This is a genomic window from Corynebacterium sp. MSK074 (assembly GCF_030229735.1).
Classification (GTDB): Bacteria; Actinomycetota; Actinomycetes; order Mycobacteriales; family Mycobacteriaceae; genus Corynebacterium.
In genome coordinates this window covers 1-23,624 of the sequence record NZ_JASPIX010000002.1, presented here as the reverse complement: position 1 = coordinate 23,624, position 23,624 = coordinate 1, and the positions used below count along the sequence as shown (strand labels likewise).

Sequence of the window (23,624 nt, the reverse complement as noted above, 5' to 3'; positions counted from 1 at the left end):
GGCTTAGCAGGCAGGGCTGGACCACTGGGTATCGGCCTGCGCTAGGGCTTCGGCCATGGAGGTAAGCACCGTTTGGGTGGAGGCGTACTGGCCATCAGGAGATGAGGCAATCAGTGCCACGGCGACGTCGTGCCCGCCCAGCTGCACGATGCCCATCTGCCGCACATCGTAGGAACCGGCCGGGCTCGGGCCCCAGCCGCCCTTCATAAAGGTGCCCGGCAGGGTGCGCAGGCCGTAGGCTTGGGCGGGATCGGCGACACCCATGGCGTTGATAATCGGCTGGGCTCCCTCAACGCAGCGCACCCCGGCCATGAACTTTGCTTGGTTACCCACGCTCCACATGGTTTGGCCAAAGGCCGTAAATTCCGGGCGGGTGACCTGGGATTGGACTTGGGTGGCGACATCGCCCGCCTCCGCGATGACGCTTTGCGTGGCCTGCGCGGCTGCGGTCCCCTCCCCTAGCCCCGCCCACGCGGTCTTGGCAGCCTCGTTATCGGAGTAGGTGATTGCAGAGGACACTAGCTGGCTATCGGCAGCACCCACTCGATTCGCCGCGATGAGCACCGGCACCTTGGAGGTTGACCACGCGGCTTCGGGAGCGGTGCGCCCCGCTTCAATGGTGGTGGTGCCATCGGAGACCGCAATGCCCACGTTTCCATGTTCTGCCACGATGCGGTCAAGCACGGCTTGAACGTCACCGGCGGGTGCCGCGGCCGATGGCTCCGAGGAAGAGGCAGGCGGTGCCGCGGATGAGGCCGCGGGTGCTGCGGACGTGGTCTCTTTTCCGTAGAGGGGATCTGCCGTGCCGCGTGCCTCGGTATTGACGAAGGTAGGAGAATTATTCGCCGCGTCCTCGTCGCCGCAAGCGCTGAGGGTGAGCGCGCAGGCGATAAGGGCAGCTGCCGGGCCCCAGGCCCGGCGGATAGGGAATGTCATGGCATTTAGCTTAGGCTAGTGCGCGAAGTGGCGGGTACCGGTCAGGTACAAAGTAACGCCGGCTTCCTTCGCTGCCGCGATGACTTCTTCGTCGCGGATGGAGCCGCCGGGCTGAACAACGGCCTTAACGCCGGCGTCGAGAAGCACCTGCAAACCATCGGCAAACGGGAAAAAGGCGTCGGAAGCGGCGAAGGAGCCCTCGGTGCGGTTGGCACCATCGGCCAAGGTGTTAGCGCGCTCGACAGCCAGCTTGGCGGAGTCAACGCGGTTGACCTGGCCCATGCCTACGCCCACGGTGGCATTGTCCTTGGCCAGCAAGATGGCATTGGACTTCACCGCGCGCACGGCGCGCCATGCGAATTCGAGCTCAGCCAAGTCGGACTCGTTGAGGGCCTCGCCCGCAGCCAGGGTCCAGTTGGCCGGGTTATCGCCCTCGGCCTGGTAGGTGTCTGGCTCTTGGGTGAGCACGCCGCCGGAGATGTACTTGCGCTCCTCGTGCTGGTCTTCGTGCTCTGCCTGCAGCACGCGCAGGTTCTTCTTGGCCTTGAGCACCTCGATGGCGCCGTCCTCATAGGAAGGAGCGACGATGACCTCGGTAAAGATCTCCTTGACCTGCTCGGCCATCTCTACGGTGACCTCACGGTTGACGGCAATCACGCCACCGAAGGCGGACATTGGGTCGCACGCGTGCGCCGCACGGTGGGCGGCGGCGATGGACTCCTCGGACACGGCAATGCCGCATGGGTTGGTGTGCTTGATAATCGCAACGCAGGGGCGCTCGTGGTCCCAGGCGGCGCGCCACGCGGCATCCGCATCCTGGTAGTTGTTGTAGCTCATCTCCTTGCCATTGAACTGGGTGGCATTGGCAAGGCCCTTGGAACCGATGCGGGTGACAGTCGCCGCCTGGTGAGAGTTCTCGCCGTAGCGCAGCGGGGTGGTTTGGCCCTCCTCGCTGAGCTGATCCACGAACCACGCGGAGACGGCCGCATCATAATCCGCGGTGTGCAGGAAGGCGTCGCGCGCCAAGCCGCGGCGCTGCTCCAGGGTAAAGCCACCGTTGTTCACGGCCTCCACTGCCTCACCGTAGCGGGAAGGGTCTACCACAACGGCGACGGACGGGTGGTTCTTGGCGGCCGCACGCACCATGGATGGGCCGCCGATATCAATCTGTTCCACGCAGCCATCAAAGTCCGCGCCCGAGGCCACGGTCTCGCGGAAGGGATACAGGTTGACCACGACGAGCTGGAAAGGCTCTACCTCGAGCTCGGAGAGCTGGTTGAGGTGGTCGTCCTTGCGGGTATCGGCCAGGATTCCGGCGTGCACGCGCGGGTGCAGCGTCTTGACGCGGCCTTCCAAGCACTCCGGGAAGCCGGTGAGCTTTTCTACCGGGGTGACCTCGATGCCTAGGTCCGCGATCTTCTTCGCGGTGGAGCCGGTGGAGACGATTTCCACGCCTGCCTTATCGAGGGCGCGGGCTAGATCCTCCAGCCCGGTCTTGTCGTACACGCTGATAAGGGCGCGCTTTACCTGCTTGCGGTCTTCGCTCATGAGGAGGATTAAGCCTTTCGAAAAGTCTTAGTCTGCGAGTTGAATAGTTAGTTTCTCGTCGTGGACGTTAGCTGCACGCAGCACCTCCACGATGAGATCGCGCTCTACTTGTTTAATGCGTTCATGGAGGGTGGACTCGTCATCGTCCGCGTCAATGACAACGGGGCGCTGCGCGATAATGGAGCCGGTATCCACGCCCGCGTCCACAAAGTGGACGGTAGAGCCAGTGATCTTCACGCCATAATCTAGGGCGTCGCGCACCGCGTGCGCTCCCTTGAAGGCAGGCAGCAGCGCCGGGTGGGTATTGATAGTGCGGCCTTCGAAGCGGTCCAAGAATTCCTGGCCCAGGATCTTCATAAAGCCCGCAGAAACAACAACGTCTGGCTGCGCAGCATCTACTGCGTCAACCAGACGTTGATTCCATTCGGCGCGATCCGTACCCAGCGCCACGACCTCGGTTTCAATCCCGTGGCCCTGTGCGCGCGCAATACCGTGGCATTCCTTATCCGCCACCACCTTCACTACCTGGTAATGCCCGGCCTGGGCATCCACAATGGCTTGTAGCAGGGAACCCGTTCCAGAAACGAGCACCACCACTCGGAGGCGTTCAGGGTCAGCGGTATAGCGCGGAGGCATCGGTGAAGTCACGCGCTATAGCCTAGCCCCTCTCCCCCTCCTCGGGGGAATCTTCGCCCGCAGAGTCCTGCTCACTCTCCCCCATTTGGTCCTTGAACTGTTGGCTCAGCGGCTTGGCGACGCCCCTTTCATTGCCCTCCTCAGCCTCATCCTGCTGCTCTGCTGTTTCTTCGGCTGGAGTGTCCTCTTCTTTCTGCTCTTCTTCCGGTTCCTCTGCGGCCTCGCCAGGTGCGGAATCCTGGGGCTCGTCCTCGACTACCTCGGCATCAACGATTTCCGGATCGGTGATGGGCTCGCGCTCCGGTTCGGCGGGGGCGTCGTCAGTTTCGGCGGTGTCTGCATCGGTCACCTCGGTAGTGGTGGCATCAGCAGCGGGCTCATCGGCATACTCATCGGCGGTGTCCACACCAGGTACTGTGCGGGCCGCGCGCCAGGCCACGAAGGCGAAGCCTGCGGCAACGGCACAACCAACGACAGCCATCCACAGGGCGGTAAGGCCTGCGGCAGTCCACAGCTGCGGGCCGGTCGCGCCGTAGTAGCCAAGGTCACCGCTGACAAGGTAGCAGGCAACCAGCATGAGTACTGCGGAGGCCACCGTAGCTACGAGGACGTCTTGAAAGCTCGGATGTTTCTTGTACAAAGAGTAGATTGCAGCGCCGAGGGGGACGATCAATAGCACCACAGCCCAGCTGGGCGCGGAGGCAGGAATGCCGCCGGTAATGGGCAGCGGTGGCAGCGGCACGAGGTGGGCGCTAAAGAGGCTTACCGAGCCTTCGCCTACGGAGAACTCCGAGCCCACCAATACCGCCGCGGTGCTCACGATGGCATTGGGAATGTAGAGCACGCTCAGCAGCACGAGTCCGGCAATGCCTAAGCCGGAGATCGTAGGATAGTCATTCATCATCTCGCCCTGGCGGGAGATGTTGACCAGGAATACCACCGCAAAGACTGCGGCTGCGCCAATGGCAAGGTAGGCGAGGTAGCGAAGGGCGATCTGAGTGGCGTCGACAAGCGGGCGCGGCACTCCATAACGCTTGGCCAACGCCCGCCACAAGCGCCACCCCATACCGGCCGCCATGGCGGCCAGGTGCAGAACAATAACGCGCAGCAACGCCTGCGCCAGATTAGGCGGGGAAACGTCATAGACCTTGCCCGCATCCCACAGCATCAGCCAGGCGATGATGGTAAATACCACCGGCACGCCAAGCACGCAGGCCAAAAGAGTAAGCAAGTCCTTGACGCTAACCTTGTGTTTTACCGCGCTGCGCACCCGAACCGCCACCACCGCGGCAAGGATGAGCGCTGGCAAGGCCGGCAAGAAGGAAATATGCACATCAGCCGCAGAGACCGGGGCGAGGTTAAAGACCATCCAGGCCTCCGCCACGATGGTGTACCACCACGCCATGGGAGAGCCGGTGAGCATGAGACCGCCAAGCGCGATGGCCATAATGATAAGGACAATAACCACGTTGGGCACTGCCGCCGTAATGAGCATGCGGCGAATGCGCCCGGCTTTGGTCAACGGCGCGGGAGTACGGCGTGCCTTGGCCTTGGAGCCGGCCTTGCGAGCGACGCGCTGCGCCGATCCAGAGGACTGGCGTGACCCACTGGGATGAGGCGCGCGTGGGGTGCGCTGCGCGCGCACCGTACGGCCCCGCGCCTGGCTACGCGGGCGGGGCGTTGACCGAGATTGGGGGCTGGTGTTTTTGTTCATCGGCGTCCACTTTGCCACCTTCCGGAAGTGAAATCGGGGTGGCGCGACGAGACGCTCGCAAAATCACCGGCGGAAACCCCTGTACCTGGGCTATACAAATATATAAGGAGTATAAAATCTACCCTGGTTTCACACCCTTAACTCTGGCGGTAATACTATTGAAGGCAAAGGCCGCTAGTTTTGCGTGACGCACGCGGAGCTCGCGTGGGATCTTTATCGCACTAACATTATTCTGAGTGCCATATGTTGCCTGCTCGTGGACAATTTCCCCGAGAGGGGCCTGAAAGTTTCTTAATTTGGGTTGCTGTTATCTTTTCGAGACGCTACTGTTACATCTCGTTGGTAACAAGAAGGTCACAATCTCGTAACTAACTCGGTGGGGATGTAACACCCGTTCTGCGCAGATTGTGAAAATGACGAAAGAAGACCTAATGCGAAGCAAAGTTCAGCGTGGCGCCGGCCGCCATCGCAAGATTGTCACCTCGCAGACCGCGAAGGGCCGCATTGCCGTAATGACGGTTGCGGCAGGTGCAGTTTCCACGGCCGGCGTTGGTGGCGCAGCCGCCGCAAACATTCAGTCCGATGACGCGGCCACCACCAAGACGCAGTCCGTTGACTTCGAGCTCGCCTCTGACTCCACCCAAGTTGAGGATGCTGCTGCGGCTCCGGTTGATACCACCCCACAGATCCTCAACGTGGCTGAGGCTAAGCCAGTTACTGATCTGACCGATCAACTCAACAAGGCCATTCAGGCCTCTGAAGAGCGCGCCGCTGCCGACGAGGCTGCTCGCGCCCCGTCCGTAGCTCGCCCTGCCGAAGGCGCATTCACATCCCCATTCGCTATGCGCTGGGGCACCTTCCACAAGGGCGTCGACATCGCCAACTCTCCCGGCACCCCAATCCTTGCCGTCATGGATGGTACGGTCATCGACTCCGGTCCAGCTTCCGGCTTTGGCCAGTGGATCCGCATCATGCACGACGACGGCACCATGACCGTTTATGGTCACATGCAAACTCTTGACGTTGCCGTTGGCGAACATGTGCATGCCGGCCAGAAGATTGCCGGCATGGGCTCGATGGGCTTTTCCACCGGCTCCCACCTCCACTTCGAAGTTCACCCGAACGGTGGAGAGGCAATCGATCCGCAGCCTTGGCTGGCTGAGCGCGGCATCGATATCTAAAGAGCCGCACACCCCAATACCTTCTTGTTGAGCGCTGCAGAGAACTTCTCTGCAGCGCTTTGTCATGCCCACAGATACTCTCCCCTCACCTAGTACACTCGCCCGGAAGATGGGATTACATCAACTGCGCCCCAAACCGCCCCAAGGGCGCACTACACTGCCCTTGGCGCCGCCTGAGGACTCCGCTGCCATTAGTCGCCAGCTAGACCCTCGCCACGGCCCCACAAGGGCGCCAGAAGCATATTCAGGCAAGTCCAGCGCGCAGACTTGTCGCAGGTGAGTGAATATTTTCAGCTTTCAGCCGCCGATACCGCACGAGACTGCGGCCCCAAGCCATGAGCGCCACCCCCAAGGTCCACCCCCAGACCCTAAACCAGTACTTTACAGACGCCACTCTAATCACATGCGTAACACGCGCAACAAGCTGGCATGTTCGAAAGATTTCGAAATATTTCCGCCGCTACCAGCGTTTTTTAAGATTGCGCGGGCCATTCGAGCGGGCTACCTTTTAACTCGTTGCCACGAGCGATTACGAGCGCAAGCATTTCGGCTTTCGGCGTGTCGCGGTTGGCAGTTCAAAGACGCCATCCTCTCTAGGATTTGGGCGCCCCAAGACCATGCACAGCCATGAAAAGGACTTTAACTATGAAGCGCATGAACCGCGCACGCAAGAACGTGGCGCTGAGCATCGTTACGCTTGGCACCGTACTTGCTACCGGCACCACCGCTTTTGCTGCAGAGCCAGTGGCTAGCGTGGACGTATCGGACGGCTCCTCCGAGCCCACCGCTACCAATGTAGATAACGCCGGCGTGGTCGACGCCCTTGTTGGCCTGGCCACCACCACCGTAGGCGTATTGAACGGCGAGGCTACTCCGCAGGTAGATGGAAACGAATCCGGCGGCGTCAATATCGTCCTAGACCCGGGCACTGTACCGGGCCTGAAGGAAGCTTTCGCACCGCAGGGGAATCACTCCGGACTCACCACGAAGCGCGGCAAGGACTCCGCGGGCAATACCGTGGTCTTTCCTACCTCCGGCACGCTTACTTCTGGCTTCGGCCCGCGCTGGGGCACGATGCACAACGGCATCGACGTTGCGAACTCCGTGGGTACCCCGATTCTGGCGGTCATGGACGGCACCGTCATCAACTCCGGCCCAGCACAGGGCTTTGGCAATTGGATCCGCATCCAGCACGATGACGGCACCATCTCCGTCTACGGCCACATGCCGGCAGACCAGCTCAAGGTAAATGTGGGCGAGCGCGTGACCGCGGGTCAGGAAATCGCCGGCATTGGCAACGAGGGCCACTCCACTGGCCCGCACCTCCACTTTGAGATTCACCCAGGTGGAGGAGCACCCGTTGACCCAGTTTCCTGGTTCAACGAGCGCGGCATTTCGGTCTAGAGCTTTTCCATCGGCACCCCGCCGATGAGCATCAGCCGGACCTTACCGGAAGAACCAAAGTCCACGGTGACCGTGGCACGCTTACCGGAGCCGGACGTTTCGATGACGGTACCGAGCCCGTATTTGGCGTGATTGACACGGTCACCCACGGCTAGGTTGAGGTTATTGTTCTTAGGCATCGAGGTCGCCGCCGGCTTGCTGGTGCGCTGCGATGGGGAAGACGCAGCGCGCTGGCCACCGCGGGACCCGCCTCTGCCCCACCCGGACCAGTCGCGGCCGTAGGAACGACCATATTGGTAGTCGTCCTCGCCCCACGCGCCGGTTAAGGAACTATCGGAGTCTTCGCGCCGCCAGTTGATGAGGTCTTCTGGGACCTCGCCGAGGAAGCGGCTGGCGGGATTAGTCACCGGATTGCCCCACGCCGAGCGCAAAATGGCGCGGGTAAGATACAACTGCTCGCGAGCGCGGGTAATGCCCACATAGGCGAGGCGGCGCTCCTCGCTTAGTTCCTTCGGGTCACCCAGTGAGCGCATATGCGGGAATTGGCCATCCTCCCAGCCGGTCAAAAAGACTACGGGGAACTCAAGGCCCTTGGCGGTGTGCAGAGTCATCATGGTGACCACACCGGTCTCGGAATCTGGAATCTGGTCAGCATCGGCCACCAGCGACACCTTTTCCAAGAATGCCTGCAGCGAACCGGGCGCAGCTTCGCCCTCCTCTACTAGCTCGGAGGGGTCCACTGCATCCGCACCGGATGCAGCAAGCTGGTTGGCCGCCTCCGAGGTGAATTCGCGCGCCACCGATACCAACTCGTTGAGGTTATCTAGGCGCGCACCGTCCTGCGGGTCATTCGAATTTTCCAATTCCGCCTTGTATCCCGTGGCATCCAAAATGGCGGAAAGCAGCTCGCCCAAATCCGGTTGGCCGGTAACCTCATCGCGCATGGACGGGATCTGATTGCGGATACCCTCCATCATGTCGTTGAATTTGGTGACTGCGTTAATAGCCCGGGTACCCAGGCCAGGGACGTCGCCCCGGGGGACATCGGCAAGCGCCTTGCCAAAGCTAATGCCGTGGTTTTCCGCATGGAGGGCAATATGCCCCTGCGCCTTGTCACCAATGGCACGCTTAGGCACGTTGATAATGCGGCGCAGGCTTACCGTATCGTCCGGGTTATCCAAGATGCGCAGGTAGGCCACCATATCGCGGATCTCGCGCCGCTCATAAAAGCGCGTGCCACCGACCACCTTGTACGGAATACCGGAACGAATAAAGATATCTTCCAGCGCACGAGAGGCGTTATTGGTGCGGTACATGACCGCGATATCGGAATAGCTGCGGCCCTTATCCGCCAAGGAGTCGATTTCAGAGGCGATGAACCGCGCCTCATCATGCTCATTATCGGCAACATAGCCTACGATCTGCTCGCCCTCACCGTGGGCGGTCCACAGGTTCTTCTCGCGGCGGTTCTCATTCTTGGCAATAACAGCATTGGCCGCATTGAGAATGGTCTGCGTGGAGCGATAGTTCTGTTCCAGCAAGATGGTGTGCGCCTGCGGGTAGTCGCGCTCGAATTCTTGAATATTGCGGATGGTGGCCCCGCGGAAGGCATAAATGGACTGGTCCGAATCGCCCACTACGCACAGCTCGGGGGCATCGGGGCCGAGCTCTCCCCTGCCCACGAGCGCGGCAACTAGGGCGTATTGGGCGTGGTTGGTGTCCTGGTACTCGTCGATAAGTACGTGCTTGAAGCGCCGGCGATAAAAGTCCACCACCTGCTGGTGCTGGGTGAAAATCCGCACCACCTCACCGATGAGATCATCAAAGTCCACGGCATTGGCCGCGCGCAGGCGGCGCTGGTATTCGGCATAGACCTGGGCCACGGTGGTCTCAAACGGGTTCTTGGTCTGCTGCGCCTTTTCCAGTGCGGATTCGGGCCCAATGAGTTCGTTTTTGTGGTTAGAAATCTGATTGGCCAGCACGCGCGGGGTGTACTTCTTCAGATCCAGCTGCAAGTCCTTAGCAATCATGGACAATAGCCGGCGGGCATCATCGCCATCATAAATGGTGAAGTTGGTATTAAGACCCGGCACCAGCTGGGCGTTTTGGCGCAGGATGCGCACGCAGATGGAGTGGAAGGTAGATACCCACATGCGCTCGGCCACGGGGCCTACCAGCCCGCCCACGCGCTCCTTCATTTCCGCGGCGGCCTTATTAGTAAAGGTAATGGCGAGGATCTCCCACGGATTTACCCCGCGATGGCGCATGAGATAGGCAATGCGGCGGGTAAGCACGGCAGTCTTGCCGGAACCAGCGCCGGCCACGATGAGCAGCGGGCTGCCCGAGTGGGTAACGGCCTCTAGTTGCTGTGGATTGAGGCCCTCGGTCAAGGCATCGGGGGATTCGGGCTGCGGGTTCGATGCGCGCGGTGCACCGAAGCCGCCAAAGGGGCTTGGCGTGGGTGCGCCGCCGGTGGACGGGGAAGGGCTAAAAGGAGAGTTTTCGTTCATAATGCCTTCCAACCTACTAGCCCCACCGGACACGCCCCGTTTCCGCCGTGCGAGCTGCTATTTCCTTTTGCGCGGGCGGGTGGCACAATATGGTCTTATGACCGCAGAAGAAAACAAAGACATCGTCGATAACGGCTTGGACATCCGCACCCCTTCGGGAACGGATGATCCCCTTTCTGATGCGGAGATCCAACAGTATCGCGAAGAAATCAACCGCATGGACCGCATCATCTTGGATGCTGCCAAACGCCGCACGGAAGTCTCCCAGGCCATTGGCCGCACCCGCATGAACTCCGGCGGTACCCGCCTGGTCCACACCCGCGAGATCGCCATTTTGAATCAGTTCCGCGATGAACTTGGGGAAGAAGGCCCCACCATCGCCTCGGCGCTACTGCGGATGGGCCGCGGCCGCCTGGGTTAGCCGAATTATTACGACCCAGCCGATACTATGCAGTACCCTGAATTAGCATGAATGCAGTTCTCGTCGCCGTCATAGTCATGCTCGTGCTCGCCCTCCTGCGCGTGCATGTGGTGGTAGCGCTCTTCCTAGGAGCCATCGTCGGCGGGCTCCTGTCCGGCATGGGGCTTGATGCCACCATGGTCGCCTTCCAAGACGGCCTGGGCGGCGGCGCCAAGATTGCCCTAAGCTATGCCCTCTTGGGCGCTTTCGCCATGGGCGTAGCCTCGGCCGGGCTGCCACAGGTCCTGGCCAATTTCCTCATCCGCAAGCTCGGCGGCAGCGGCGAAGCAGACCCTAAGACCGCCCTGGCCACCAAGTGGATCCTCATCCTCGGGCTCATCGCCATGTCCGTGATGAGCCAGAACCTCATCCCGGTCCACATCGCCTTCATTCCGCTCATCATCCCGCCGCTACTTACAGTGATGAATAAGCTGCGCTTGGACCGCCGGCTGATTACTACCTGCCTGACCTTCGGCCTTATCACCACCTACATGTTCATTCCGGTGGGCTTTGGCTCCATCTACTTAAATGACATCCTGCTTTTTAATATCCAGCAGGCAGGGTTGGATACCTCGGATATCAATATCATGCAGGTTATGGGTGTGCCGGCGCTCGGCATGCTCGCAGGCCTACTCATCGCCATCTTCTTTAGTTACCGCAAGCCGCGTGACTATAAGGACCTACCCATCGCCGCTGCGGAGCACCAAGAGACCCCTTCTACCTATAAGGTCTGGGTTTCCGTCGTGGCCATCATTGCCACCTTTGCGGTGCAAATTGTCATGCAGACGCTCGATTTCGAATCCGATGGCCTCATGGTGGGTGCGCTTACCGGCCTGGGTATTTTGCTGCTTACCGGCGCGGTGGATTGGAAGCACGCCGATGACGTTTTCACCAATGGCATGAAGATGATGGCGCTCATCGGCTTCATCATGATCACCGCCCAAGGCTTTGCCTCGGTCATGACGGCCACCAACGAGGTCGGCCCACTGGTGGATGCCACCGCTAACCTCTTTGGCACCAATAAGGTCCTTTCCGCCGGTGCCATGCTGGTGGTGGGCTTGGTAGTCACCATGGGCATCGGCTCGTCTTTTTCCACCCTGCCCATCATTTCCGTCATTTACGTGCCGCTGTGCATGTCGCTAGGCTTTAGCCCCGCGGCCACCGTTGCGCTCATTGGCACGGCAGGCGCGCTTGGCGACGCCGGCTCTCCCGCCTCCGATTCCACCCTCGGCCCCACCGCGGGCTTGGGTGCGGATGGCCAGCACGACCACATCCGCGACTCGGTCATTCCCACCTTCATCCACTTCAATATCCCACTGCTTATCGCCGGTTGGGTAGGCGCACTCATCCTCTAAGACGGCCCGACGCGGTGGCGCTTTCTGGACTACGGTGGGAGGGGTACACGTTGCCAATGCGCTAGTTGCCAGAAAGGCCTACCACCATGGATATCACCGCATCTGCCCAGTGGAGCGAGCTCGCGAAGGTATATGAGGACAAGAAGGACCTCAACCTCCGCGAGCTTTTTGCCGCCGATGCAGACCGCGCCCGCAACTTCACCTTCGACGCCGCCGGGCTGCACGTCGATCTGTCGAAGAACCTGATCGACGGGGACATCGTCAAGCAGCTGGTTGAGGTAGCCAAGGCCGCCGACCTTGAGGCCCGCCGCGATGCCATGTTCGCCGGCGAGCACATCAATAACACCGAGGATCGCGCCGTGCTGCATACCGCACTGCGCATCCCGGTCGAAGATGACTTGAGCGTTGACGGCCAGGATGTTGCCGCCGATGTCCACGAGGTCTTAGGCCGCATGCGTGACTTCGCCACCGCGCTGCGCTCCGGCGCTTGGCTGGGGCACACCGGCCACACCATCAAAAAGGTGGTCAATATCGGCATCGGCGGCTCCGACCTCGGCCCGGCCATGGCGGCCAAGGCATTGCGTTCCTACGAGGTCGCTGGCATCTCCGCAGAGTTCGTTTCCAACGTGGACCCCGCCGATATGGCCGCCACCCTCGATGGCATGGATGCAGAATCCACCCTATTTATCATCGCCTCCAAGACCTTTACCACCCAGGAGACGCTGACCAACGCACACGCCGCGCGCCGCTGGCTCATCGAGCAATTCGATGGCGATGAATCCGCCGTGGCCAAGCACTTTGTCGCTGTATCTACCAACGCGGAAAAGGTAGCCGAGTTCGGCATCGACACCGAGAACATGTTCCCGTTCTGGAACTGGGTCGGCGGCCGCTACTCCGTGGATTGCGCCATCGGCTTGTCCCTCATGTGCACCATCGGCCCAATGGACTTCATGCGCTTCCTCGAGGGCTTCCACGCCATGGACGAGCACTTCCGCACCGCGCCACTGGAAGAAAATGTCCCGGCGCTCATGGGGCTCTTGGGGGTCTGGTACTCCAACTTCTTCGGCGCCCAGACTCACGCCGTGCTGCCCTATTCGCAGGACCTCGGCCGTTTCCCGGCCTACCTGCAGCAGCTGACCATGGAATCCAACGGTAAGTCCGTGCGCCGCGACGGCACCGCGGTCACCGTCCCGTCCACCGGAGAAATCTACTGGGGCGAGCCAGGCACCAATGGCCAACACGCCTTCTTCCAGCTCATGCACCAAGGCACCCGCCTCATCCCGGCGGACTTTATTGGGTTTGCCCGCCCGAAGCAGGACTTCCCCACCGCCGATGGCTCCGGCTCCATGCATGACCTGCTCATGGGCAACTTCTTTGCGCAAACCAAGGTGCTGGCCTTTGGCAAGACCGCAGAAGAAATCGCAGCCGAAGGCGTTGACGAGGCCGTCGTGCCGCACAAGGTCATGCCGGGCAACCGCCCGACCACCACCATCCTGGCTGAGGAGCTCACCCCGCAGACCCTCGGCGCACTCATCGCGCTCTACGAGCACATCGTGTTCACCCAGGGCGTTATCTGGGATATCAACTCCTTTGACCAGTGGGGCGTGGAGCTGGGCAAACAGCAGGCTAATGATCTGGCTCCGGCCGTCTCCGGCGCTGCCACCGCCGACTCCGGCGACCAGTCCACCGACGAGCTCATCGGTTGGTATCGCTCCAACCGCTAAAGGCCCACTTTTAGCCGCGTTATCCCCTCCCACCCACTCGGCGGAGCGGATAACGCGGCTGCTTTATGGCCTCTTTCGGCCCCCGCGATGCAAAACAAGCACGTTCTGCCCAAAATCAGCGCGACATTGGGCGAAACGTGCTTGTTTTGTCAGTGGTCCGCGGAGTTTAGAGCTTGACCATCGGCTCCCAGCCGAAGGGGATGTCCTCCGAGCTCACAATCCGGCGGCCGAAGGGGAAGCAGGTCACCGGAATCATCTTCAGGTTGGCCAGCGCGGCCGGGATGCCAACGATGGTCACTACCTGTGCCGCGGCGGTGGTGACGTGGCCAATGGCCAGCCATAGGCCGGCGACCACGAACCAGACGATGTTGGAGAAGGTGGACATGGAGCCGCTGCCCTTTACCGGCTGCACCACCGAGCGGCCGAATGGCCACAGGGCGAAATTAGCCATGCGGAACGAGGCCACGCCCGCTGGAATGGTGACGATAAAGATACAGGCGATAATGCCAAAGAGGAAGTAGGCCAAGGCTAGGAGGAACCCGCCGGTGATGAACCAAATGATATTGAGAAGGGTACGCATAGCCCCCACCCTAGCGGCCTACGCCGAGAGGTGAAGCGGCTGGCAGTGCGGGCACCACCAGATGATGCGCTCGAGTTCGCCTTCGTCGCCGCCTTGGTCCACGCCGCCGAGCGCGCCCTTGGTAATGAACGTGCCACAGCGGCGGCAGCGCTTGCGATTGCGCCCGAAGACATAGGTGGTCTCCCCAGCGCGGCGCACGCCGGTGGTCACGCGCACCGGGGAGGTGCGATTGGCCCACATGATGCGCCGGGAAATATCGAGGATGCGGGCGGTATCGACCTCGGCCACCGGCGTGGCGGGATGCACGCCGGCCAAGAAACACGCCTCGGCGCGGTATTCATTGCCGATGCCCGCGATGACCTTCTGATCGAGCAGCGCCGCGCCGATGGCGCGCTGCGGCCGGGAGTTGAGCCGGCGCAGGGCCTCCTCGCGATCCCAGTCGGGGTCGAGGATATCCGGACCGAGGTGCGCGATGCGCTGGTGGTAGTGGTCGGCGGGATAGATGTCCACGAAGCCAAGTTGGTGGCCGACGACCTCGATATCGCGCGGGGAATTGGCCAGCTGCAGCACGATGCGGGCGGTGTGTCCGGGCTTGCGCCAGCGATCGCCTGCGTAGTGAATGGCCCAGGTGCCCTCCATCTTGAGGTGGGTGTGCACGATGGTCTGGTCGAATTGCATGAATAGGTGCTTGCCATAGGGCCAGACGCGCTCGCACACCATGCCATCGAGGTGAACGGTGGCGTAGCGCGGCAGGCGGACGGAGCAGCCGGTGACCTCGCGGCCGGCCATAAACTGCAGTCGGTTGGATAGCTGCAGGACGGAATCGCCTTCGGGCATAACACCTCCTATGGATCTTTAGCGGCGGTACCCGCCGCGCGGGCGGAAACCACCATTATTGCGCGGAGCCGGCGGTGGATCATCAAAGCTGAGTTCTTCGATGGCCTCGGTGGCCCGGCGGCCTGCGCGCGGGGTGCGCGGAGCGGCGGCGCGAGCAGAGATGCGCACGCCCTTCGGCGTAATCCCGGCGCCGGCTTCGCGCAGGTGAGCCGCCACATCGGTTTTATGGATGGGGCTACCATTGCACTTTTCGACGACCAACGGGGACAACACTCCCCTCGCCATCATGTCCGTGAGCGCCGAAACTAAGCGGGGATAGACCTCGGCCGAGTCGATGCCGTCGGGCAGCGACTCAATGAAGGTGGTGAGGGTTTTGCCGCCGCGGGTGAGGTGGGCGATGGGTAGGCCGTCGATAAGCACTACCAAAGCGCCGGCCGAGCGGGTGGGGCCGCCTGTGGCCTTGCCGTCGGCGTCGTCGCGCTGCGGCCAGGGCAGGGCCGCACCGTACGGGTTGGCCGGGTCGCAGGCGGCGAGGACATAAGTCTCGGGCTCGGTGGTGCCAGAAGGCCAACCGGTCACGTCCGGGGAATCGGCCAGCCCACGCAGGCGGTCGATAATAGCGGGCGTGGAAAATTGGGCGGCGCCGAGCCCGTCGATGACGTAGCCGCGCATGGCTTTGCCGGATTCCTCGAAGCCGGAGAGCACCTTATAGGCCAGCGCGAAACCGCCGAGCACATCCTCGGCCACGACGGAGCCGCGGGTGAGCACGCCGTAGCGATCGAGCCAGGCCTCGCCGTGGGCGACGGACCGGGAGGTGGCATCGGTGGCGGCAGGGACCGCAAGCGACCACCGGCCCATGACATCGGGCGGGGTCCCCGCGCCCGCGGCGTTCTGCGCTTGGGCGAAGGAGGTGCGCCCCATGCGCAGGCGGGAGCGGGTTGGCCGGCGCTTCGAGCGGTGCGCGGTGTGGCCTGAGCGCGAGCCACCGGATGACAGCCGGGTGCGAATAGGCGCAAAGGAATCGGGGCTTACCAAGCCCATCTCCACTAACCCCCAGAGGGCCTCGCGGATTTCCTCGGTGGTGCCGGGGGCCTCGGCGGCGATATCGGCAAAGAGGAAGCCACCGCCGCGGCCGAGGACATCGAGGATGGCGCGCTGCAGCATGCTGACCCCCTCGGCATCGGTTTCCGGGGCGAGCTGGGCGGCATAGTCCGAGGGCAGCAACATGATCCAGGGGTCGGCCGCACCGGCCTTGCCGGCGCCTAGGATGAGCACCTCACCATTGGAGGTGAGCTCATCGAGCATGGTGGGAGAATAATCGCCCACGCGGGCGGGCAGGATGAGCGATTCCCACGCGGAGGCGGGCAGGCGCACCCCGGCGAGCTGCTCGATGACGGAAAAGACACCATCGGCACCGCGCAGGGCCGGGCGCTTTCCGGCCGGTGCGATGCTATGCCACTCCGGCAAGAAACGGGCGAAGGTAGCTCCCGAGACCGGCTCGGTAGCAGCCCTAGCTGCGGCGAGCGAGCGCGAGCGAATCGTCTTCAGCACCGCGGCGGCGCAGTACTCTTGCTCCTCCACTCCCTGGCGGTAGCGGCCTTCTACTACCCCATCGAGCGCGCCAAGGACGGTGTGCGCGGCGGAAACAGATATGCCGAAGGCTTCGGTGAGATCGCGCAGCACAAACGGTCCGCGGGTGCGCGCCCAGCGCGAGACCAGCTGCGGTAAGGCATCGGAAATGGTGGCCACCTGGGCGGGGATGCCGGGAGGAATGGGGATGCCGAGGGCGTCGCGAAGCAGGGGTGCGTCCTGGGCCTGGGCTAGGTGCTCGCGCCCGCCAATGCGCACGCGCATAATCCGAGTGCCCAGCTGGTCCAGGGCGGATAACGGGACGTCGGTGTGCTCGCCCAGCTCGTCGACGGGAATCGGCCCCAGCACGCGCAGCACGTCCGCCACCTCCTCGGTGGTGCGAGCCCGGCGCGAGGGATCGGTGCGCTGAAGCTGGGCGTGGACCTCGGCGATGATCTCCGGATCGAGCAGCTCGCGCAGCTCCACCGTACCGAGGAGCTTGGCTAGAAGCGCTGGATCGAGGGCCAAGGCGGCCGCGCGCTTTTCCGCCAACGGGGAATCGCCCTCGTACATAAACGCGCCGGTGTAGTTAAACAGCAGCGAGGAGGCAAAGGGCGAAGGCTGCTCGGTGGTGACCTCCGCGATGCGGATGCGGCGATGGCCGAGCTCCCGCATGACTTCCGTAAGCGCAGGAACGTCGTAGACGTCCTGGACACACTCGCGCACCGTCTCCAAGATGATGGGAAAGGACGGGTACTTGCGAGCGACGTCCAAAAGCTGCTCGGCACGCTGGCGCTGCTGCCACAGCGGCGCGCGCTTGCCGGGATTGCGCCTGGGCAAAAGCAGCGCGCGGGCCGCGCACTCGCGGAAGCGGGAGGCAAAGAGCGCAGAATTGCCCACTTGCTCGGCCACGATATCGGCAATCTCATCCGCGTCGAAGGCAAAAATGGCTCCATCGGGCTCGGATTCGGCTTCCGGTAGGCGCAGCACAATGCCGTCATCACCAGCCACAGCCTGCGGATCCATGCCGGTGCGCTCGCCTACCCTGGCCCCCACCGCAAGTGCCCACGCAGAGTTGACCGGCCGGCCAAACGGGGTATGCAGTACCACGCGCCAATCGCCTAGCTCATCGCGGAAGCGCTCAAGCACCAAAGTCTTTTCATCCGGGATAACACCGGTGGCCTCGTTCTGCTCCTGTAGGTAGGCCACGATATTGGAGCGCGCATTATCGTCGGCATCCGCAATTGTCTCCGGCGAGCTAAAAACCTCGCGGCGGTACTCACCCAGTGCCTTGCCCAACTCATAGGGGCGACCCGCACCATCGCCATTCCAAAATGGCAGGCGGCCGGTATGCCCCGGCGCGGGGGTGACCAGCACCTGGTCGCGCGTGATGTCCTCGATGCGCCAACTGGTCGCGCCCAGGGTGAAAACATCGCCCACCCGGGACTCGTAGACCATCTCTTCATCCAGCTCGCCTACCCGGCGCGGCGTGCCACCGGAGCCCTCGCCGGCGCCGGTATAGAGGAATACGCCAAACATGCCTCTATCCGGAATCGTGCCGCCGCTGGTCACGGCCACGCGCTGGGCGCCGGGCCGCGCGGTCATCACCCCCGTCACGCGGTCATAGACCACGCGAGGTTTCAGCTCCGCAAAGTCTGTGGACGGGTACACGCCACTGACCAGGTCCAGCACGGAGTCATAGACCTCGCGCGCCAGGTCGCGGTAGGGCCAGGCCCGGCGGACCATCTCGTACCACTCATCGGCATCGAGCCCATCGTCCCCGGCCGCGGCCACGGCCGCCACCGTCTGCTGTGCCAGCACGTCCAGCGGGTTGCGCGGGGTATGCATCTTCTCAATGAGCCCGGCGCGCATGCGCGCTACCGTCAGCGTGGACTGCACCAGATCCGCGCGATGCTTGGGATAAAAGGAGCCGTGCGATACCGCGCCCACAAAGTGCCCGGCGCGACCCACTCGCTGCAGGCCGGAGGCCACAGAGGGCGGCGATTCCACCTGCACCACCAGCTCCACGGCACCCATATCGATGCCCAGCTCCAGCGAGCTCGTGGCCACCACGGCCTTAAGGGTGCCCTCCTTCAGCATGGTCTCGGTCATCGCGCGCTCGTCCTTGGACACCGAGCCGTGGTGGGCGCGCGCGATAACCGCCGGGGCCTTGCCGGCGACGTCGACCTGCTTCATCAGCTGGGCCGGGTCGCGCCGAGTCTCCGGCGAGAGCGATTCCGGATCGTGCTCGGCCGCATAGAGCTCATTGAGCCGGCTGGTCAGCCGCTCGGCGGTGCGGCGGGAATTGACGAATACCAACGTGGAGCGGTGCGCCATGATCTCCGCATAGAGGTCATCTTCGATATACGGCCAGATGGACTTGGCCGTGGGCAGCGCGGATTCATCCACGGAGGGCGCGCTAATCCCGATGGCATCATCCACTGTCACCTCCCCGATGGTGGAGCCTTGCTCCGGCGTGGGGAGATCGGACATATCCTCCACGGGCACGTGCACGTCCAGCTGCCACTTCTTTTCTGCGGCTGGGGCCACGATCTCTACCGGCCGGTTGCCACCCAAGAAATTCGATACCGCAGATAGCGGCCGCACAGTGGCAGAAAGCCCGATGCGTTGGAAGTCCCCTGCCACCTGCTGCAGGCGCTCCAAGGTCAGCGCTAGGTGCACGCCGCGCTTGGTGCCGGCCAAGGCATGGATCTCATCGATGATGACGGTATCCACCGTCTTCAAAATCCCCGCCGCTTTGGAGGTCAGCATCAAATAGGCCGACTCCGGGGTGGTGATCAAGATATCCGGCGGCTTGCGCACCTGGCGTGCACGCTCGGCAGACGGTGTATCGCCCGAGCGCACGCCTACCGAAATATCCGGTACGTCCAGCCCAAGGTTCTCCGCGGTGCGCGCAATGCCGGTCAGCGGGGCGCGCAGGTTATTTTCCACGTCCACGCCCAGCGCCTTGAGCGGCGAGATATACAGCACCTTCACCCCGGCAGCGGATCCGGTAGTCCCCGAGCCCACCGGCAGAGCTAGCTGGCCCTCGCGCTCGACCAAATTATTCAGCGCCCACAAGAACGCGGCGAGCGTCTTACCGGAGCCGGTAGGAGCCACCACAAGGGCATGCTCACCGCGGGAAATCTTCTCCCAGGCCTGCGCCTGCACGGCGGTAGGAGCAGCAAATACATCCTTAAACCACTGCGCTACTTGGGGCCGGAAGCGGTCGAGGATGTTTTCTGGCATGCCCACACTCTAGTCCGCGTTGTAATGTGGGCACCATGACCGTCGAGATTTCTGATTCCCGCCTGACCAATTCCCTCGCCCAGGGCTGCGGCGAGATCCTTAAGGGTGTGCGCAACGGGGGCCTGCTGCGGGGCCTTTCGCTTGGCGACGCCGGCGATGAGGCCGCCCAAGAATGGATCGCTCGCGTCCTCGAGCAGCACCGTCCCCAGGACGGCATGCTCTCTGAGGAAGCCTCCGATGACCTTGCCCGCTTGAAGAAGGACCGCGTATGGATCGTGGACCCGCTCGACGGCACCAAAGAATTTGCCACCGGCCGCCAGGACTGGGCCGTGCACATTGCCCTAGTAGAAAACGGTATCCCCATCCACGCAGCGGTGGGTCTGCCGGATCTCGGCGTTACTTTTAAGTCCTCGGATGTCCGGGCGGTCACCGGCCCACTGTCTAAGAAGTTCGTTGTCTCCCGCAATCGCCCGCCCAAGGTAGCCGACTACATTGCGGAGAAAATGGGCTATGAAATCGTGGGCGTCGGCTCCGCGGGTGCCAAGGCCATGCACGTGCTGCTGGGCGATTATGACGGTTATATCCACGCCGGCGGCCAGTACGAGTGGGATCAGGCTGCCCCGGTGGGCGTCGCCCAGGCGGCCGGCCTGCACTGCTGCCGCCTGGATGGCTCCGAAATCCGCTTCAATAATGAGGACACCTTCATCCCGGATATCCTCATCTGCCGCCCAGAGCTCAAGGATGAGATCTTGGAGCATGCCCAGGCCTTTGCCGCGGAGCACGGCGGAGTCTAAACTAGTGCGCATGATTGAGACCCCGTACGAGGATCTGCTGAAAAAGGTCCTAGAGACCGGCACGCCCAAAGGCGATCGCACCGGCACCGGAACGCGCTCCATCTTTGGTGCGCAGCTGCGCTATAACCTGGCCGAGTCTTTCCCGCTGCTGACCACCAAGAAGGTCTATTTCCACGCGGTATTGGGCGAGCTTTTATGGTTCCTCAAGGGCGAATCCAATATTAAATTCCTGCAGGACAATAAGGTCCGCATCTGGAATGAGTGGGCGGATGACAATGGTGAACTGGGCCCAGTCTACGGCGTGCAGTGGCGCTCCTGGCCCACCCCGGACGGCCAGCACATTGATCAAATCCAGCAGGCGCTCGACACCCTGAATAACAATCCGGACTCGCGCCGCAACTTGGTCTCTGCATGGAACGTCGCGGAGCTGGACAAGATGGCGCTGATGCCCTGCCACCTGCTCTTCCAGCTCTACGTGGCCGATGGCACCTTGTCCATGCAGGTCTATCAACGCTCGGCCGATATGTTCCTCGGCGTGCCCTTTAATATCGCTTCTTACGCGGCGCTGACCCATATGTTTGCGCAGCAGGCTGGGCTCAAGGTGGGCGAGCTCATCTGGACCGGTGGCGATTGCCATATCTATAACGACCACGTGGAGCAGGTCAAAGAGCAGCTCTCCCGCGAGCCGCGCCCGTACCCGCAGCTCAACCTGCACAAGGCGGAAGACATGTTCTCCTATGACTTCGCCGATTTTGAGATTGAAGGCTACGACCCCCACCCCACCATCAAGGCGCAGGTGTCCGTCTAATGTTGGGCGCAATCTGGGCACAGTCCCTCGATGGAATCATTGGCGATGGCGAGCAAATGCCCTGGCACGTGCCGGAAGACCTCAAGCACTTTAAGGACGTGACCATGGGCGCGCCGGTCATCATGGGCCGGAAGACCTGGGAGTCACTCAATCCTAAATTCCGCCCCCTTCCCGGCCGGGAGAATTACGTGCTCTCCTCCCGCACGCCTGGCCAATGGTCCGCCGGCGCCCAGGTCATCACCGCTATGCCCCCGCTTTCCGACGCCTGGGTCCTCGGCGGCGGCCAAATCTACTCCGCCACCTTGGACCAGGTGGACCGCATTGAGGTCACCCTCATGGGCGTCAATATCGGAAGCACCTACGGCGAAAATTCCATCTACGCCCCCGAAATCCCCGAGGAATTCGGCCTCGCCCACAGCACCGACTGGCTCACCTCCGACAAGGGCCATCTGGAGCTACCCGACCAAGAAGCCAGCGATCTCCCCATCAAATACCGCTTTTTAACCTACGACCGAAAGGATGCAGCCTAATGTCTGTTGCTACCCCAGAAACCAACTCCGACGTCACCATCTTCTACGCCGACTGGTGCCCATTCTGCGCCAAGCTCATTAAAAACCTGGACCGCACCGAAACCCCCTACGCGCTTGTCGACGTCGAGGGTGACAACGCCGAAGACATCAACGCCTGGATCGAATCCGTCAACGACGGCAACCGCATCATCCCCACCGTCCTCTACTCCGACGGCACCCACGAGACCAACCCACCAGCCTCCTCCGTGCGCAATAAGCAGAAGGAATTGGCCGAAAGCTAACCCACGCCCCAGCCATTTCGGGGCACTCCTGCCCCACTGCTATGATTAGCCAAGTTGCACACGCAACCCCGCCCCAGTAGCTCAGGGGATAGAGCACGGCTCTCCTAAAGCCGGTGTCGGTGGTTCGAATCCACTCTGGGGCACTGTGTGAAGTCTCGAGACATCGTTCCTATGGTGTCTCGAGATTTTTCGTTTTTGTTGTGCCCTGGGTGGCGGTGATTTCGTTGTCTTTTTGGTTGTAGTAGACCTTTTCGGCTTCCATCGTGTAGGCGGCTATTTGTTCCCCGGTTGCAGCTATTTTGATGGTGACGTGTTCGTCTTTGCATGTCATGGTGATGGGTTGTCCTGTCCATCGGCGCCCGATGTATAAGCGGCGTAGTTTTCCGCGCCACCGCAGTGTAGTTTTGCCGTTTTTGCCTACTTTGTCTGTACGTAAGCGAAATTCATGTGCGTGCTTGATAGATGCGGGTCTAGCTTTAGGCAGTGCGGTGTAGGCTTCGGCTGGGGTGTAGCGGTGTAGCGCTCTGTGTGGGCGTTTGTAGTTGTAGTATTCGATGATTTCGGTTAGCTGTTTATTGAGTTCTTCGATGCTTTTAGCTGTGGCTTTGTTTGCAAGGGCTACTTTGAGTGTGTGATGGAAGCGCTCTACTTTCCCTTGGGTTTGGGGATGGTACGGCTTTCCGTTCTTTTGGATAATTCCTAGGTCTACTAGGAGTTGTTCGAAGCCGTTGCGGGTAGGTTTATTGCGGTCACAGTTGGTGGTGAAGGCTCTACCATTGTCGGTGAGGGTTGATTGTGGATATCCGTGACGTTTTCCTGCGTGGATGAAGCTTTCTAGGACATTTTCTACTGTGGCGTGTGCGTAGGCGTAGCAGGAAATGATGAACCTTGAGTGGTCATCGAGGATGGTTAAGATAGCGACTTTTCTATGGCCAGTTATTGTCCAGTCGCTGTAGTCCATTTGCCAGGTTTCATTGGGCTGGTCTGCTTGAAACCGTATCCATGAGCTGCGGGGACGCTTTTGTGGTTGTGGGGTTATACGTCCGTTGTTGGCCAGTACTCGGTGAATGGTTGATGGTGCAGGGGCAGGATTGATGCCTTCGCGTTGCAAGTGCCACGCAATAGTGTGTGCTCCTGCGTTTGTGCCTTGTTCTATGAGTTCTTGTCGCAGCTTTAAAATTTGGTCAACCACCGTGGGGGCTAGGGCTCGGGGATTGGTGTGTGGGCGCTTGGACCGGGGTTCTAAGGCTTCTATTCCGCCGTTTTGGTAGCGGCGCTGAAGGGTTCGGATCCATCTGGTGCTGATGTTGAAGTGCTCGGCTGTTTCAGCTTGAGACATGCCGGTAGCAAGCATTGTTTCAATGATGATTTTAGGGGCGGGTTTCGAGTTGTTCTCCACTTCTTCAGCATGGCGGAACTATGTCTCGAGACGAGCGTGTCAAGTTGTTTGTGTGTGGGGCTGGGTTTATAGGTATTTGTCGAAGCGGTCGGGGTAGGCCACGGCCATT

The 23,624-nt window shown here is 61.7% G+C and carries 18 protein-coding genes and 1 tRNA gene; 10 read left to right on the top strand and 9 right to left on the bottom strand.

From position 1 onward, the window contains the following. Positions 1–3: 3 nt before the first annotated feature. From QP965_RS02105 to QP965_RS02090, 4 genes are read right to left on the bottom strand one after another with little or no spacing between them, the layout of a single operon-like run. On the bottom strand, positions 4–936 hold the full coding sequence (locus tag QP965_RS02105; protein ID WP_284844131.1) for a hypothetical protein: 933 nt from the start codon (positions 934–936) through the stop codon (positions 4–6). A gap of 15 nt (positions 937–951) precedes the next feature. Continuing rightward, positions 952–2,484: a bifunctional phosphoribosylaminoimidazolecarboxamide formyltransferase/IMP cyclohydrolase gene (gene purH, locus QP965_RS02100; protein WP_284814555.1), complete on the bottom strand. Its 1,533-nt coding sequence runs from the start codon at positions 2,482–2,484 to the stop codon at positions 952–954. Between the two features lie 27 nt (positions 2,485–2,511). Continuing rightward, a complete protein-coding gene (purN, locus tag QP965_RS02095; protein ID WP_284814554.1) occupies positions 2,512–3,132 on the bottom strand; it encodes a phosphoribosylglycinamide formyltransferase in 621 nt (206 codons plus the stop codon). 10 nt (positions 3,133–3,142) lie between these two features. Continuing rightward, complete coding sequence (locus QP965_RS02090) at positions 3,143–4,834, bottom strand: cell division protein PerM (RefSeq protein WP_284844132.1); 1,692 nt, start codon at positions 4,832–4,834, stop codon at positions 3,143–3,145. Positions 4,835–5,265: 431 nt separating this feature from the next. Between QP965_RS02090 and QP965_RS02085 the strand changes: the two genes are divergently transcribed. Together QP965_RS02085 and QP965_RS02080 are read left to right on the top strand one after the other, a co-directional pair. Then, positions 5,266–6,015, top strand: a complete 750-nt coding sequence (locus QP965_RS02085; RefSeq protein WP_284844133.1) for a M23 family metallopeptidase — start codon at positions 5,266–5,268, stop codon at positions 6,013–6,015. A gap of 645 nt (positions 6,016–6,660) precedes the next feature. Continuing rightward, positions 6,661–7,419, top strand: coding sequence for a M23 family metallopeptidase (locus QP965_RS02080; protein WP_284844134.1), 759 nt, complete (start codon positions 6,661–6,663; stop codon positions 7,417–7,419). Here QP965_RS02080 and pcrA read toward each other — a convergent pair. Next, positions 7,416–9,929 (bottom strand): DNA helicase PcrA, encoded by a 2,514-nt coding sequence (gene pcrA, locus QP965_RS02075; protein ID WP_284844135.1) that lies wholly within the window; start codon positions 9,927–9,929, stop codon positions 7,416–7,418. The genes QP965_RS02080 and pcrA overlap by 4 nt on opposite strands. A 97-nt stretch (positions 9,930–10,026) precedes the next feature. Between pcrA and QP965_RS02070 the strand changes: the two genes are divergently transcribed. The 3 genes from QP965_RS02070 (at position 10,027) to pgi (ending at position 13,468) form a co-directional block, all read left to right on the top strand. Next, positions 10,027–10,350 (top strand): chorismate mutase, encoded by a 324-nt coding sequence (locus tag QP965_RS02070; RefSeq protein ID WP_239279227.1) that lies wholly within the window; start codon positions 10,027–10,029, stop codon positions 10,348–10,350. 47 nt (positions 10,351–10,397) lie between these two features. Continuing rightward, positions 10,398–11,744 (top strand): Na+/H+ antiporter family protein, encoded by a 1,347-nt coding sequence (locus QP965_RS02065; protein ID WP_284844136.1) that lies wholly within the window; start codon positions 10,398–10,400, stop codon positions 11,742–11,744. Positions 11,745–11,830: 86 nt separating this feature from the next. After that, a complete protein-coding gene (pgi, locus tag QP965_RS02060; protein WP_284844137.1) occupies positions 11,831–13,468 on the top strand; it encodes a glucose-6-phosphate isomerase in 1,638 nt (545 codons plus the stop codon). Positions 13,469–13,634: 166 nt separating this feature from the next. Here pgi and QP965_RS02055 read toward each other — a convergent pair whose 3' ends face one another. From QP965_RS02055 to QP965_RS02045, 3 genes are read right to left on the bottom strand one after another with little or no spacing between them, the layout of a single operon-like run. Continuing rightward, on the bottom strand, positions 13,635–14,048 hold the full coding sequence (locus tag QP965_RS02055; RefSeq protein WP_284844138.1) for a YccF domain-containing protein: 414 nt from the start codon (positions 14,046–14,048) through the stop codon (positions 13,635–13,637). Positions 14,049–14,066: 18 nt separating this feature from the next. Further along, positions 14,067–14,885: a DNA-formamidopyrimidine glycosylase family protein gene (locus QP965_RS02050; protein WP_284844139.1), complete on the bottom strand. Its 819-nt coding sequence runs from the start codon at positions 14,883–14,885 to the stop codon at positions 14,067–14,069. An 18-nt stretch (positions 14,886–14,903) separates the two neighbouring features. Further along, complete coding sequence (locus QP965_RS02045) at positions 14,904–19,703, bottom strand: ATP-dependent helicase (RefSeq protein ID WP_284844140.1); 4,800 nt, start codon at positions 19,701–19,703, stop codon at positions 14,904–14,906. Positions 19,704–19,738: 35 nt separating this feature from the next. Here QP965_RS02045 and QP965_RS02040 point away from each other — a divergent pair, with 35 nt between their 5' ends. The 5 genes from QP965_RS02040 (at position 19,739) to QP965_RS02020 (ending at position 22,259) form a co-directional block, all read left to right on the top strand. Then, on the top strand, positions 19,739–20,497 hold the full coding sequence (locus QP965_RS02040) for a 3'(2'),5'-bisphosphate nucleotidase CysQ (protein WP_284844141.1): 759 nt from the start codon (positions 19,739–19,741) through the stop codon (positions 20,495–20,497). Further along, a complete protein-coding gene (locus tag QP965_RS02035) occupies positions 20,460–21,305 on the top strand; it encodes a thymidylate synthase (protein WP_284844142.1) in 846 nt (281 codons plus the stop codon). The genes QP965_RS02040 and QP965_RS02035 overlap by 38 nt, the downstream gene beginning before the upstream one ends. Further along, positions 21,305–21,835, top strand: a complete 531-nt coding sequence (locus tag QP965_RS02030; RefSeq protein WP_284844143.1) for a dihydrofolate reductase — start codon at positions 21,305–21,307, stop codon at positions 21,833–21,835. Before QP965_RS02035 ends, QP965_RS02030 begins: the two co-directional genes overlap by 1 nt. Further along, a complete protein-coding gene (locus QP965_RS02025; RefSeq protein WP_284844144.1) occupies positions 21,835–22,116 on the top strand; it encodes a glutaredoxin domain-containing protein in 282 nt (93 codons plus the stop codon). The genes QP965_RS02030 and QP965_RS02025 overlap by 1 nt, the downstream gene beginning before the upstream one ends. Positions 22,117–22,186: 70 nt before the next feature. Continuing rightward, positions 22,187–22,259, top strand: a tRNA-Arg gene (locus QP965_RS02020). Positions 22,260–22,285: 26 nt separating this feature from the next. Here QP965_RS02020 and QP965_RS02015 read toward each other — a convergent pair. Then, positions 22,286–23,470, bottom strand: a complete 1,185-nt coding sequence (locus tag QP965_RS02015; RefSeq protein WP_284844151.1) for an IS481 family transposase — start codon at positions 23,468–23,470, stop codon at positions 22,286–22,288. Positions 23,471–23,624: the final 154 nt, after the last annotated feature.

What these genes read in the sequence shown, in the direction of transcription:
- QP965_RS02105 (WP_284844131.1), bottom strand. Translation starts at nt 936, where the DNA reads ATGACATTCCCTATCCGCCGGGCCTGGGGCCCGGCAGCTGCCCTTATC.
- purH (WP_284814555.1), bottom strand. Translation starts at nt 2,484, where the DNA reads ATGAGCGAAGACCGCAAGCAGGTAAAGCGCGCCCTTATCAGCGTGTAC.
- QP965_RS02090 (WP_284844132.1), bottom strand. Translation starts at nt 4,834, where the DNA reads ATGAACAAAAACACCAGCCCCCAATCTCGGTCAACGCCCCGCCCGCGT.
- QP965_RS02085 (WP_284844133.1), top strand. Translation starts at nt 5,266, where the DNA reads ATGCGAAGCAAAGTTCAGCGTGGCGCCGGCCGCCATCGCAAGATTGTC.
- QP965_RS02080 (WP_284844134.1), top strand. Translation starts at nt 6,661, where the DNA reads ATGAAGCGCATGAACCGCGCACGCAAGAACGTGGCGCTGAGCATCGTT.
- pcrA (WP_284844135.1), bottom strand. Translation starts at nt 9,929, where the DNA reads ATGAACGAAAACTCTCCTTTTAGCCCTTCCCCGTCCACCGGCGGCGCA.
- QP965_RS02070 (WP_239279227.1), top strand. Translation starts at nt 10,027, where the DNA reads ATGACCGCAGAAGAAAACAAAGACATCGTCGATAACGGCTTGGACATC.
- QP965_RS02065 (WP_284844136.1), top strand. Translation starts at nt 10,398, where the DNA reads ATGAATGCAGTTCTCGTCGCCGTCATAGTCATGCTCGTGCTCGCCCTC.
- pgi (WP_284844137.1), top strand. Translation starts at nt 11,831, where the DNA reads ATGGATATCACCGCATCTGCCCAGTGGAGCGAGCTCGCGAAGGTATAT.
- QP965_RS02055 (WP_284844138.1), bottom strand. Translation starts at nt 14,048, where the DNA reads ATGCGTACCCTTCTCAATATCATTTGGTTCATCACCGGCGGGTTCCTC.
- QP965_RS02050 (WP_284844139.1), bottom strand. Translation starts at nt 14,885, where the DNA reads ATGCCCGAAGGCGATTCCGTCCTGCAGCTATCCAACCGACTGCAGTTT.
- QP965_RS02045 (WP_284844140.1), bottom strand. Translation starts at nt 19,703, where the DNA reads ATGCCAGAAAACATCCTCGACCGCTTCCGGCCCCAAGTAGCGCAGTGG.
- QP965_RS02040 (WP_284844141.1), top strand. Translation starts at nt 19,739, where the DNA reads ATGACCGTCGAGATTTCTGATTCCCGCCTGACCAATTCCCTCGCCCAG.
- QP965_RS02035 (WP_284844142.1), top strand. Translation starts at nt 20,460, where the DNA reads ATGCCCAGGCCTTTGCCGCGGAGCACGGCGGAGTCTAAACTAGTGCGC.
- QP965_RS02030 (WP_284844143.1), top strand. Translation starts at nt 21,305, where the DNA reads ATGTTGGGCGCAATCTGGGCACAGTCCCTCGATGGAATCATTGGCGAT.
- QP965_RS02025 (WP_284844144.1), top strand. Translation starts at nt 21,835, where the DNA reads ATGTCTGTTGCTACCCCAGAAACCAACTCCGACGTCACCATCTTCTAC.
- QP965_RS02015 (WP_284844151.1), bottom strand. Translation starts at nt 23,470, where the DNA reads ATGCTTGCTACCGGCATGTCTCAAGCTGAAACAGCCGAGCACTTCAAC.